At 56.4% G+C, this 12,628-nt stretch carries 9 protein-coding genes and 1 pseudogene; 5 read left to right on the forward strand and 5 right to left on the reverse strand.

The window, feature by feature from the left end:
• Position 1: 1 nt before the first annotated feature.
• Positions 2-714: pseudogene (locus E2K80_RS14540) on the reverse strand (IS3 family transposase); the annotation flags it as partial.
• A 312-nt stretch (positions 715-1,026) separates the two neighbouring features.
• On the opposite strand from E2K80_RS14540, the gene E2K80_RS14545 reads away from it, so the two are divergent.
• From E2K80_RS14545 to E2K80_RS14565, 5 genes are all read left to right on the forward strand, one after another.
• Positions 1,027-3,042: an ATP-binding protein gene (locus E2K80_RS14545; protein WP_135375643.1), complete on the forward strand. Its 2,016-nt coding sequence runs from the start codon at positions 1,027-1,029 to the stop codon at positions 3,040-3,042.
• 138 nt (positions 3,043-3,180) lie between these two features.
• Positions 3,181-4,875 (forward strand): PAS domain-containing sensor histidine kinase, encoded by a 1,695-nt coding sequence (locus E2K80_RS14550; RefSeq protein WP_135375644.1) that lies wholly within the window; start codon positions 3,181-3,183, stop codon positions 4,873-4,875.
• 54 nt (positions 4,876-4,929) lie between these two features.
• Positions 4,930-5,310: a response regulator gene (locus E2K80_RS14555; protein ID WP_135375645.1), complete on the forward strand. Its 381-nt coding sequence runs from the start codon at positions 4,930-4,932 to the stop codon at positions 5,308-5,310.
• Between the two features lie 175 nt (positions 5,311-5,485).
• Positions 5,486-6,439, forward strand: coding sequence for a response regulator (locus E2K80_RS14560; RefSeq protein WP_135375646.1), 954 nt, complete (start codon positions 5,486-5,488; stop codon positions 6,437-6,439).
• A 31-nt stretch (positions 6,440-6,470) separates the two neighbouring features.
• A complete protein-coding gene (locus E2K80_RS14565) occupies positions 6,471-6,806 on the forward strand; it encodes an Hpt domain-containing protein (RefSeq protein WP_135375647.1) in 336 nt (111 codons plus the stop codon).
• 78 nt (positions 6,807-6,884) lie between these two features.
• Here E2K80_RS14565 and galU read toward each other — a convergent pair whose 3' ends face one another.
• From galU to E2K80_RS14585, 4 genes are all read right to left on the reverse strand, one after another.
• Entirely contained in the window at positions 6,885-7,796 is a 912-nt protein-coding gene (gene galU, locus E2K80_RS14570) for a UTP--glucose-1-phosphate uridylyltransferase GalU (RefSeq protein ID WP_135375648.1), read from the reverse strand.
• A gap of 204 nt (positions 7,797-8,000) precedes the next feature.
• Complete coding sequence (locus tag E2K80_RS14575) at positions 8,001-8,852, reverse strand: sulfotransferase domain-containing protein (RefSeq protein WP_135375649.1); 852 nt, start codon at positions 8,850-8,852, stop codon at positions 8,001-8,003.
• A gap of 31 nt (positions 8,853-8,883) precedes the next feature.
• Positions 8,884-11,250, reverse strand: a complete 2,367-nt coding sequence (locus E2K80_RS14580; RefSeq protein WP_135375650.1) for an exopolysaccharide transport family protein — start codon at positions 11,248-11,250, stop codon at positions 8,884-8,886.
• Between the two features lie 148 nt (positions 11,251-11,398).
• Positions 11,399-12,607 carry a polysaccharide biosynthesis/export family protein gene (locus E2K80_RS14585; RefSeq protein WP_168193205.1) on the reverse strand — a complete coding sequence of 403 codons (1,209 nt, stop codon included), beginning with the start codon at positions 12,605-12,607 and terminating at the stop codon, positions 11,399-11,401.
• Positions 12,608-12,628: the final 21 nt, after the last annotated feature.

Raw genomic sequence — 12,628 nt, forward strand, 5'->3', positions numbered from 1 at the left:
TAAGTGGCAGGCATTCCCGGCTGAAGTCGTCGATGACGTTCAGTACCCGGAACCTGCGCCCGTCTTCGAGAGCATCCGACATGAAGTCGAGCGACCATCTCTGGTTCGGCCCTTGCGGGATCACCATGGGCGTTCTGGTTCCCACGGCACGCTTGCGACCACCTCGTTTACGGACGGTTAACCCTTCTTCACGGTAGAGCCGGTACAGCTTCTTCCAGTTCAGGTCCCAGCCTTCGCGCCTCAGTAAGATATGCAGCCGCCGATAGCCGAAGCGCCGCCGTTCAGACGCCAGTTCTTTCATTCTCGCTCGTAGCGCAGTGTCCAGCGGCCGCTTCGACGTCCGTCGATACACACGCGGATCGATCCCGGCCAACGCGCAGGCGCGTCGTTGATTATAGCCCTTGGTCTTCATCGCCCAATCCACAGCATTCCTCCTCGAATTGGGCTTCAGAAGTTTTTTCCGGGCATCTCTTTCAGTGTCGCCACGTCCATCATCTGCTCGGCCAACATCTTCTTCAGCTTGGCGTTCTCAGTTTCCAGCGTCTTCAATCGCCGGGCGTCAGACACTTCCATGCCGCCGTACTTGGAGCGCCACTTGTAGAAGGTCGCATCGCTGATCCCATGCTTGCGGCACAATTCCTTTGCGCCAAGCCCGGCTTGATGTTCCTTCAAGATACCAATGATCTGTTCTTCGCTGAAACGGCTTCTCTTCATCGTCTGTCTCCTCAGGTGGAGAACAGGCTAACCTCAAACCGAGGACATTTCAGGGGAGCAGGTCACGTTTGATTTAAATCATTTTTGATTATCTACAGTGAGCTCTCCATTTTCAATCTTCATTAACTGGAGGCGTATATCCATCATCAAAATGTCTGACTGTGTCGTGAACATGCTGATTGCAAGAGATAATCCAGTCTGTTAACGTTTTGTTAACACTTCCTAATACTCTTTAACGTAAATAAGATTGGGGCAGCCCAGCTTACAACAGGCCAGCGACACGCTTCTCACTATGTGTATGTTAGGATCGCAATGACGCTTTTTAAGGCAATCGTCCCTTATACGCGATATCTCGCAGTCCTGGTGATCGCGATCGGGTTCGGTGCGATTCTCGACCGGGAAAACTCTGAACATTTCCGGGTCAATCAAAGGCTGGCTCTGATCGAGGCGAATAACGAGTTTCAGTCGGCGCTTGAGCGCGAGATCAACGAGAAAATCCTTATTACCGAAGGGGTTATGGCTGCGTTTGCAGCGCAACCCGATATGTCTTCCCCTGATTTTGTGCGCGTGGCCAGCCAGTTGGTCAGAAATGCCGATGACGTGATCAACGTGGCGGCTGCCCCCGATCTTGTTATCGAATACGTCTACCCCTACGCACCGAATGCAGCAGCGGTTGGGCTTGATATTCGTCAGCGGCCCGACCTGATGACTGCCGTGCACAGGGCCATTCAGACCGGTGAAACAACCATTGATGGTCCATTTGATCTGGTTCAGGGCGGTCGTGGTTTTATAACCCGCTCTGCCGTCATGGAATATTATACCGGCGGTTTCGAGAACCGGTTCTGGGGTGTGGTGTCACTTGTCATAGATGCGGATGGGTTGTTCAGAACCGCGGGCCTTGGTGCAGATGATGCCGAGGTGGCACATGTTGTACAGAATGCACAGGGTCAAATCCTGTCGGGGTCAAGCAATGTTCTGTTCATGGATCCGGTGTCGACCTCGGTAGTGTCCCCTGGCATTTCCTGGACCCTGTCGATGGTGCCGGCAGATGGATGGGTGATTACCCCGCCGAACCGGACAAGTCTTTGGGCCACTGTATTGGGCCTGCTCGCAGCGGTCATGCTGCTGATGAGAGTCTTTCAATGGATTGTTGACCGGAAGGATGCCGCCGAAACGCAGCTTCACGAGGCGATTGAGGCGATTGATGACGGGTTTGCGCTCTATGATTCCTCAAGCCGTCTGGTCATGTGCAATCAGAAGTACAAAAAACTTTACCCCACTACCGCAGACCTTATGGAGCCTGGGGCCAGGTTTGAAGATATCCTGCGGCGGGGTGTGGAAACCGGGCAGTATCTGGAAGCCATGGGGCGTGAAGAGGACTGGATCAGGGAACGGGTTCTGGCACAGCAATCCCCCGGGCAGATGATAGAAACGCAATTGTCCGATGGTCGCTGGCTGCGCATGGTGGAACGGCGCACGGCCTCGGGCAGTGTGGCGGGCTTCAGGGTGGATATCACCGAGCTGAAAGAAGCCCTCGCCAAATCGGAGGCTGCAAATGCCGCCAAAAGCGAGTTTCTGAACACTGTAAGCCACGAGTTGCGGACACCATTGACCGTTGTCCTGGGGTACAACGCCTTTCTGAGACATCCTGACTCGCTGCCGAGTTTCAAGAAAACACTGAACAGTTTGAAAACCAACGATACCAAAGGCGCCCTTGAGGATATCGAGAGGTTCAAGGCCGATCTGGAGAAATTCTCGAAACAGATCGAGGTTTCGGGCCAGCAGCTGATGGCGCTGATCTCAAGCATTCTGGATCTGTCCGCGATCGAGGAAGGGACGCTTAATCTTGACCCGGATTGTCTGGAGCTGGAACCGATCATCCTGGAGGTGGTGGAACAATTCCAACTGGAAGCTGACAAGAAAGGAGTGGAAATAGAGGTCGACAATCAGGCGGCAGAGATACTTGCCGACCCGCAGCGCTTGCGCCAGGTGCTTCTGAACCTGATCGGCAATGCAGTGAAGTTCACCGATGAAGGCAAGGTGACGGTGCGCACGAATTCGGAGCTGGGACGCACCTGGATCGAGGTTGAAGACACCGGCTGTGGCATTCCGCCTGAGCATCTGGAGATGATTTTTGAGCGTTTTGGACAGGTTGACGCCTCAAGCAGTCGCAAGCATGGTGGCATCGGACTTGGCCTGCCGATCGCAAAGCATTTGGCTGAGCTGCACGGCGGAGCGATCAGTGTAACGAGTACCGAGGGTCAGGGGAGTATCTTCCGGGTAGAGTTCAATGCACCTGTGCCAGCCCAGGGCGCTGTTGCAGGGTGACACAAATTGCCTGACAATCGCCTTCTCGCTTTACGATTGTGTCTTATTTCGGCCTGATTTTCGCGCGAGCTTTCGTCTGTATATAAATGATAGACGCAAGACATGTCGCACGAGTAACGCTAGTACTGAGGCAGACGTATGAAACGGATACGAAAGATATCGCTTTTTGCTCTGGTGTTGAGCAACACGGCCATCTCTCTTGGCCTGACCATGCTTTTTCATACCTGGCTGCCAGCCCTTACAGAAGCCGGACCTGAACGCTTCATTCTGCTTTTTCTGCTCACATCGGCACTGGTTGCCCTGATCACCACAGTCAGTATCGCCTACGCAAAATCCGTTGAGATGACGGAAACTTCAGACCCGAACCTCTACGGGGCTTTCGAAGAAGCCATTGATCTGAGGGAAAATGCGCTGAACGAGCATACTATTGTCAGCATGTCCCATGCCGACGGCCGGTTCAAAGAAGTGAATGAGAATTTCATCAACGCCTTTGGCTATGAACCCGATGAAATTCTGGGACAACAGCCCTCGATCCTCTACTCTGACGATGCGGATGATCATAACAGCTTTGACGATGTCTGGGAGGTTGTCTCACAGGCCAAGACCTGGAACGGAGAGCAGCGCCTGATCGCCAAGGATGGCCGGATCATCACTGTTCAAACCACGATCATTCCCCGCTTTGATACCGCAGGTGTCTATATCGGCAGCATTGCGATCCGTACCGATCAGACCCGGGCCCGCGCCGAAGCTGCCGTTGAAGGGCGCAATGCGGTGATCGAAGGGTTGCCCGATGGTGTGATCGTTTATGACCCGCATACATTTAAAATCATCTATGTGAACAGGAACGGTCGGACCCGCCTTGGCTGGTCATCAGAAGATGTTGAAGGCCGGACGATGGCTGAAACCTTTGACAAGTTCGATAACAGCCTTTTCCAACGCTATCTTGCACCGCTTCTGAATGGTGAAGCCAAAGAGGTGAAGATAGAAGTGATGCATGACGCGGGCCCGGTGGAGATTCTCACCCATTTCGACACCGGTCCCGAAGGCAAACCCACCCTTATCTCGGTTGTCCGCGATATCGCCGAGCGCAAACAGGCCGACCAACTGAAACTGAACTCCGTGTCCATGGTCAGCCATGAGTTGCGCACGCCTCTCACCTCGATCAAAGGGGCGTTGCGCCTGATTGAATCCGGCGCATTGGGAGAACTTCGCCCTGACATTCTGCGTATGATTTCGGTTGCACATCGCAACAGTGACCGTCTTTTGGCGATTGTGAATGACATTCTGGCACTGGAGAAAATCGACTCCGGCGAAATGGATTTCGAGCGCGAGACGTTGGATTTGCGCGATCTGTTGCACGAAGCCGCTGAATCCAATGCGGGCTATGGCGAGGAATGTGGTGTGCAATTTGTTGTCGGCCAGATGGAAACCCCCGCCCTGGTCGCGGCCGACATGCCACGCCTGATGCAGGTGATGTCAAATCTGATGTCAAATGCGGCCAAATTCTCGCCCGCGGGCGCGGATGTGCGGCTTGATATCGAAGACCGCGCCGAGGCGTGGCGTGTCTGCGTGGCCGACCAGGGCCCGGGCATTCCCGAAGCGGCCCATAAAACCCTGTTTGACAGCTTCTTTCAGGTTGAAAACACCGAAGAGCACTCACGCCCGGGTACGGGCCTGGGCCTGACGATCAGCAAAAAGATCATCCAGCGTCACGGCGGAACCATTGCCTTCGAAACTGAACTGGGAGTGGGCACGGTGTTCTATTTTGAACTTGCCAAGGAGCGCGCAGACGCGGCAGAGGCTGAAGGGCCGGCACAATCTGCAGTTGCCTAAGGTCAGCAGATAAAGACCAAAACGCACCCGGTACAAATTGGAGATGACCCGAAAGTGTCTGATTTAAATAAAATTTTACACGTCGACGATGATGATGACATTCTCGAGATTGCCCGGATGGCCCTTGAAATGGTCGACAGTTTCACGGTGCATCAATGCAATAACGGCCCCGCAGCGTTAAATGAGATTGCGGAGGCCGCGCCGCAACTGCTGCTTCTGGATGTGATGATGCCCGGAATGACCGGCCCTGACCTGTGGGAACAGATCAAGGCGATGCCTGACTATGCCAGTGTTCCGACAATTTTCATGACAGCAAAGGCCGAAGATTCCCTGTCGCAGGATCTGCTGAAAATGGGGGCTTTGGCGGTGATTACAAAACCGTTTGACCCGATGGCCCTGGGCGCACAAATTCGCGACGCCTGGGCAACGTTATAATGGGTGCAGGCAGGGTTTGGCCCTGCCAATCGGCCCAATTTTAGACCATTATTACCTAAAATAACGAACAATCGCGCCAAAATTATGCCATTGTCTCTGGCTAGTTTGACAGAGGAGATTGACCCACGCGCAACAATGCCGCCCGGCATTCTGCGTCTAAATAATTGAGGCAAGAATGAAAATCCTGGCTGTTGACGATGATCCTGAGTTCCTGGCGCTGTTCGAGAACACGCTGTCCCAGTTGGGTTATTCCAATGTGACCTTTGTCGAATCCGGTGCTGCGGCATTGAATATGATCGCTCAGGCGCAGATTCCATTTGACTGTTTCATCCTGGATATCCAGATGCCGGAAATGGACGGGATCGAGCTGTGCGAAGCCATCAGGGCGATGCCGGAATATGACAAGGCGCCGATCGTGATGAATACGATCATGGCCGACCGGGGCCATATTGACCGGGCCTTCGCGGCAGGTGCAACCGATTATCTGACCAAACCGATTGACGAGATCGAGATCAACACACGCCTGGGTGTGTTGCACAGCCTGGTGCGCGAACGGCTGCGCACGCAACATGCGATCAGCCATGGCGGTGCAGATGCTTTTGCCGGGCCGTCTTATCGCTTTGCCGACCACATTCCGATGCAACGGGTGGCCGGAACGATCGAATATATCGCGCTGGAAAACTATCTGAAAACCCTTGGCGTGTTCCGGGCCTTGTCGACCAAGGCGGTCGGGTTTCACGTGCTGAACGGGCAGCAGCTTTTCGACGAAGCCGGGTCTTCGATTTTCAGTGAAGTGATGATCGACGTGGCCACCTGCATCTCGGATTGCCTGAAAACCAACAGCCGGATGATCAGCTATGCTGGCAAGGGTGACTTTGTCTGCCTTCTGTCCCGTGTCGAGACGGTCGATCCCTTCGAGCTTGGCGGTGAATTGCGGATGAACATTGCAGAGTTCGGCCATATCTATGATGAGTTGAACATTCACCTTCCCATGGTGGCCGTTGGCCCCTCTGTTGGCTGCAAGGCTTTGCATATGGCATCCCCGACCCGCATCCTGGACGAAGCAATCCTGAATGCACGCTCTGCGGCGCGGCACTTCACGGGATTTGCGGAAAGCATGGCGAAGTAATGCCCTCTGAACCGGTTCTGGAACATCGCGGATGACGGCCCTGACCAAACATGTGGATATAGCGATCAGAGGTGTTCGGGACCGGTTTCTTGACCGGCTGGGGGAACGGTGCCTCGAAATCGAGACGCTGATGCTGGCAGTTGACGACCGGAGGCCTGAGCAAAGGCTGATCAAGGAAATCGCCATGCGCGCCCATAAAACGGCTGGCATTTCCCCGACCCTCGGCTTCAAGGACCTTGGCGAGATTGCGCTGCGGGTCGAAAGCCGTTTGTCAGACTATGTCAGTGCGGGCGATTGGCCAGCCTGCCGTCAGATGATCGAAGAGCTTCTGGACCAGATGGAAGCGGCGCTGGATCAGACACTGTAACCAAACATGTATCGCCCTTCGGACCGGTTGATCCGAAGGGCGAGAAACCACATGCCACGATAGAATTGGAAACCGGCTTCAGCCCGCTTTTGTCTGGGTGTGCTGCAGGCTGTTCTGATCGATATAATCCTCAAGAAACGTTCCGAATTCCGCACCCAGATCCGCGCGTTCCAGAGCAACGGCAACCGTCGCCTTCAGGAACCCGATTTTCGAACCGCAATCGAAGCGCTGCCCACGGAAGCGGAAGCCGTAAACCGGGCGGCCATCCTCCATCTCTTTCGCAATCGCATCGGTCAGCTGAATTTCACCACCGACACCACGCTGGGTCTGGCCAAGATTGCGCATCACATCCGGTGACAGGATATAACGGCCGATCACCGCAAGATTGGAAGGCGCATCTTCCGCAGCAGGTTTTTCGACCATGCCCTTGATCGACACGACCGAGCCCATATCGTCCTCGACATCCAGAATGCCATAGGAAGAGGTCTGGGGCGTCGGAACCTCCATCGCGGCCACGACAGACCCGCCGGTCTCTGCATAAGCCTCGACCATCTGCTGCAGGCAGGGTTTGTCATTCATGATGACATCATCGGGCAGGATCACCGCGAAAGGCTCATCCGCCAGCAGACGCCGCGCGCACCAGACCGCATGCCCAAGGCCAAGCGCCTTGTGCTGCCGGATATAGGCGATGGCGCCGCTATCCATATTGGTGTCTTCCAGAAGGTCCAGCAAATCTGTCTTGCCCTTCTTGCGCAACGCTTGGGCAAGTTCGGGCGAGTGGTCGAAATAATCCTCAAGCGCGCTTTTCCCGCGCGAGGTGACGAAGATGAACTCTTTGATACCGGCGGCCCGTGCCTCGTCGATCGCATATTGGATCAACGGGCGATCAACGAGCGTCATGATTTCCTTGGGAATGGATTTGGTGGCGGGCAGGAACCGGGTTCCAAGACCCGCCACCGGAAAAATTGCTTTTGTTACTTTTCGGGACATAAAAAAACCTCTGTTAATATCTGTTAATGCTTACACGATTCGATACGAAATAAATATGCAGACCCGCAGGCTCGCTTGCGTTGAAACAGCCGCCGATTTGTAAATACAGGTTGGATCTCTCGAAAATTCTCATGATCCGGGTGGATGGGTCTGGCACTATAATGTTATGTTATTTCAATATCTTGAGGGAGTTTTTTTGGCCGTTCAGGCGCTTTCCATCTGCTCATTTCTGACTGGAAAATCCTCCCGATGCCGGAATGTTTCCCAATCGCCGGTCATTTTTTCCGAAACCGAAACAGCCTGCTGCTTAATTTCACGGCGTTCTTCGGTAAGACCTGCCCCGCCAGAGTAGAGCCAGCGCTTGATCGGCAGATGTTTGAGCGTGTTCACCACCTTATGTGCCCCATGACGGCGCAGCCCTGACGACACGGCCTGAACCATCCGGGCGGCAACAAGATTGCGTGGAACTTTGGCGGCATTGACCTGTTTACCGCTCAGGCCCGGGTCGGGCGCGACATAGTCGATCTCCAGTATCTCGCAAAGCTGGCGACAGAAGGCCTCGGGGTCTTCGCGCAAAAGCTGGTAAGACATCAGATAGACCTGATCGCTGCCAAAAGCCTCCTCCCACTGGACGGCGTGGCGAGCATAAAGCCCGGCCTCGATCACATCGGGATAGGTTTCGGCCATCTCACGCAAGCTCATCTGTGGGGCGCCGCGCTTTCGATAGTGGAAATAATGCGACACGGCCCGGTCAAACGGGTCCCGCACGGTGCAGATGATCTTGGCATAGGGCACATGTTCCTGTGCCCGTTCGCAGGCAACGGGTTTGTGAAACAATGAGGGCGCAACCTCGACCCTCAGACGGGTATCTTCCGCACCCGGGAAAAGCCCCTGATACCAGGTCACACCCCGTTCATAGACCTTGTCGAAAAAGAAAGTCTCTTTCATGCCCGAGGGCAGCGCAATGTCACCCCGCGCTTCCAGATAGGCGTGAATCCATGTCGTGCCCGATTTCGTCGGACCCACGAACAACGCGAAAGGTGGACTGATCGCCATAGAATAAAACCCTTGTCTAAAATCGAAATGCTCAGGCAGCGGTGGCGTATTTCTCCAACTGCTTGGTCGACACGCCGTTCAGCAGCGTGCCCAGCAGTTTGGGCGGATAGATGGAGGCGCGTCGCAACTCTGCCGCAAGCGATGAAGATTTGGTTTCCCCCCATTCCGCGACAGCCACAAAGCCCGAGACAATCTCGGCCATCGCGGCGGCATCTGAGGAGGCTGAAAGCGGGGACAGATCAAACACGACATTGTCGAATTTACCCGCGAGCGCCAGGACCAACGCCTTAAGCCGGGTCTGGTCAAACACGCCCGGGTCAAGGGCTGCATCCTTGGCCAGCGACCGGTTGGGAAGGAAGTAAAGCGATGTCCGCTCATCATACCAGAAAGCCTGTTCTGATTTCGAATCCGCGTTTGGCATCGCCAGATCCGCCAGCCCGAACTGCGCTGCGGGGGTGATTTTCTCGGTCAGGAACAGGCCGGTCCAGTCAAAGTCGATCAGAAGTGTCTGACTGCCGCCAACGGCCAGCATTTCGGCATAGTTCACCGCGGCAATGCTGCGGCCGCGGCTTTCCTGATCGGAAATGAAGCCGATGATCCTGGTGTTGCGGTGGTCTTCTTCCAGAAGGGCCTGAACATTGTCAGCCTCAACCTTCACCCGGCGAATCGATTCTGAATAATGCGACAGCGGATTGCTGATCGCCGCATACATCTGCGGTGCATCCTTGGTCAGGGACACCCGGTTTTCGGGGAGCGCAATGATCTCCTGCCCGGTTTTGCGGGTCCGGTGGGGTTGCCGGATCGCGGGCAGTTTCAGTTGCGGGCTGCGCCCGGGAACATGGGGGCGGTCATTGCCCCGGCTGGGCAGAATACCCAGCACCGGGGCACCGGCGGCGCGCGAAAGCTGTGACATGGTGCGCACCCGGCCATCGGCGGCCTCAACCAGAAATGCACCACCGGCACCAAGCGTCAGGCCAACCAGAACAGCCAGCAGACCAAGCCGGGACAGACCCGGATTGTCAGAGAATTCCGGTATCCGGGCAACCTCGATGATGGTGGCCTCGGTCGAGGGGAAGCTTTGTTGCTGGATCGTCCGCAGATAGCTTTCCAGATAGCTGTCATGCAGTTCCCGGTAAATGCGCGCTTCTCCCTCAAGGGTGCGCAATTCCACCTCGATCGAGTTGGTGACACTGCCACCCCCGGCAACGCGCGCGGCTTCAAATGCGGCCTGCGCGGCGGTTTCGGCCTCTTCGGCCTCGGCCGCGCGGGTTTCCGCATCCTGCAGAAGCGATGACAAAAGCGAAGTGCCCGCCGCATCAAGCGAGTCAAGCCGCGCCTGAAGGGTTTCGATATGGGCGGCATCCGCCGGTTCCGCCAGCAGCGCCTCGGCCAGTTCACTGCGGGCAATGGCGGCTTCATCCATCAGGGTGCGGATCGCACCGGTGGCAAGGCTTGAAGGAACACCGCGCAGCCCCCGGCCACTGTCGAGGATGGTCTGAAGGCGCAAAGCTTCGGTCCGGGCACGGGCGCGTTGCGCCATGCTGTCCTGCAATTGCTGGCGCGCGGCCTGCAGCGTCGCGGCTGATTGCGACGCATCAAGCGCTTCGGTGCCGCCACCGCTTAACCGTTCGATCCGTTGCTCCGCCTCAAGCGCGCGGGCGTTGAGTTCGGCCATGCGGTCATCAAACCACTCACCGGCGCGTTCGGCTGTGTTCTGTCTGAGGTCAAGGCGGTTGTCGATATAACTCTCGGCGACGGCATTCACGACATTCGCGGCCAGTTCAGGAGAGGCCGATGTAAATTCGATGCGGATCACCAGGGTCTGCGCATTCCGGCTGACACGCAGGTTGTCGCGCAGCCGATCAACAGCGGCCTGAAACTGTTCGGCCTCGGACACCGGCGCCGGCGCCTCATCATTGCCTGACAGGATCGCGCCGCGCAGGGCTGACAGCCGTTCGCGCATCGGCGTGGTCGGCTCTGCCATAAAATCGGCATTCTCGCTGAGGTTCAGACGATCCACGACCTGCGACAGCAGATAGGGGGCCCGCATCACCTGCATCTGGCTTTCCACCACGGGGTTGGTCAGCCGCAGATCGGCAAAGATCTCGTCATTTCCGAACGGATTGACGTTCTGTTCATCAAGAAGAACGCGGGTATGCGCGGAATACACTTTGGGGGAGAGAGAATGCAGGAACACAGTAATCGCGATGCAGACCATCGTGAAAACAACAATCATCCCGATCCGGCGCCGCAACAAGCGCCAGACAGCCGCAAAATCAAACAGCGGTGCCTGCTGCTGCCCGGTGGTTCCACCCGAATGGCCATCGCCGGGCGTGAGGAGAAGCGTCGGCGGCCGAAACCGTGGACTGCGCCTCCCAGCGCGGTTGAACTCATCCATCAAATTTCTCCTTCAAACCGGGGCGTGACATTCTTCAGCCTCCGGTGTTCAAAATGCCCGCCCCCGGTTTTCTGCGTTGCCCCCCGGGCAATCGCATAACCAGCCTGACAGGCCATTATATGTTCGTCAGCGGGCGGTCCCGCATGGTTCAACTTGCGAAACTGACATTCAACACATCACCCGGTAAGAGTAGCGTTTCCGGTGCAGCCTCGATCTCTTGTGCCTGGCCGCCAGTCTGGCGGAAAATAACGATACGCGGCGCACGGCTGCTGGTCTGGTCAAGATCAAGCGTCATCGGCCCGGTCGAGCTGAGCCCGATCCTGACCCGCAATTGCGACGCCTGCTGCGACAATTCCTGAAGCCGGGCCTGGGTCTGAAGCGCGCGTTCCCGCAGGGCCTGGTTGCGTTCAAGCACCAGCTCCCGGCGATCCGCCTCGGCTGCCAGCCGGTCGGCCTGCACATTGCCCAGCCGTTCCACGGCCTGCAAATACAGACGACGTGTCTGGGTCAGAAGCTCGCTGGAGACAACCCGGCGCGCGACAAGGTTTTCGACCCGCTCAACCTCGGTCTCCTCGGTCTCGGCAATAGCTGTCATCACTTCTTCATGACGAAGCGAGGCGATCACCCGGGCCTCGGCCTCGGTCACGCTGGTTTCCAGAAAGGCGAGTTCCTCGCTCAATATTTCGGTCGATGTGGCGACCTGACTGCGGGCCAGACTGATCGCATTCTCGATCAGTGATGGCGGGGCATTCAGTCCCTCAAACCCTGCCGCATCAATCGTATCCGACCCGCTGAGGATGGCTTCATGCACGGCCATCTCTGCCAGAACACCCACAAGTTCGGCCATCAGCACACGCGGGTGGTTGCGCACCGCGACGCCCGCGCCATCAATCAGCCCGTCATCCGACAGACCATCGGCGCCGGCAATCGCCTGACGTGCGGTCATTCCGATTTCAAAAGGCTGGCGACCTGCCGAGATAACGGACCCATCCACATAGATGGGGCGATATTCGTCGATCTCGATCATCACCTCTTCCGGCTCAACCGTGACAAGCAGGTATTCGCCGTTGATCCGCTCGCGGAACACGGCGCCGGTCATCAGAAGCGGGATCTGCTCGCGCAGGGCATTGATTGACTGCCCCTGAACATTCACCTCGCCGATCAGCGGGATGAAAACACTGCCGTCGATCCCAACCGTCAAAGTCCGGTTGAAATCCGGGTTCGACAGGAAGGACACATTCAGTATGTCGCCGGGGCCAATCGGATAGCTGTCTTGCGCGGCAGCCGCTGATGTCATTGACGAAATCACGCCAAACCAGACAAGCAGGGCATATGCCAGTTTTATACCAAACCGCATCTGTACCATTCCCTTAATCAA

The sequence above is a fragment of the Rhodophyticola sp. CCM32 genome, assembly GCF_004751985.1.
Taxonomy (GTDB): domain Bacteria; phylum Pseudomonadota; class Alphaproteobacteria; order Rhodobacterales; family Rhodobacteraceae; genus Rhodophyticola.

Bases quoted from the DNA above. Each gene is read 5' to 3' on its own strand.
- E2K80_RS14545 (WP_135375643.1), top strand. From the start codon at position 1,027: ATGACGCTTTTTAAGGCAATCGTCCCTTATACGCGATATCTCGCAGTC.
- E2K80_RS14565 (WP_135375647.1), top strand. From the start codon at position 6,471: ATGACGGCCCTGACCAAACATGTGGATATAGCGATCAGAGGTGTTCGG.
- E2K80_RS14585 (WP_168193205.1), bottom strand. From the start codon at position 12,607: ATGCGGTTTGGTATAAAACTGGCATATGCCCTGCTTGTCTGGTTTGGC.
- E2K80_RS14550 (WP_135375644.1), top strand. From the start codon at position 3,181: ATGAAACGGATACGAAAGATATCGCTTTTTGCTCTGGTGTTGAGCAAC.
- E2K80_RS14580 (WP_135375650.1), bottom strand. From the start codon at position 11,250: ATGGATGAGTTCAACCGCGCTGGGAGGCGCAGTCCACGGTTTCGGCCG.
- E2K80_RS14575 (WP_135375649.1), bottom strand. From the start codon at position 8,852: ATGGCGATCAGTCCACCTTTCGCGTTGTTCGTGGGTCCGACGAAATCG.
- E2K80_RS14560 (WP_135375646.1), top strand. From the start codon at position 5,486: ATGAAAATCCTGGCTGTTGACGATGATCCTGAGTTCCTGGCGCTGTTC.
- galU (WP_135375648.1), bottom strand. From the start codon at position 7,796: ATGTCCCGAAAAGTAACAAAAGCAATTTTTCCGGTGGCGGGTCTTGGA.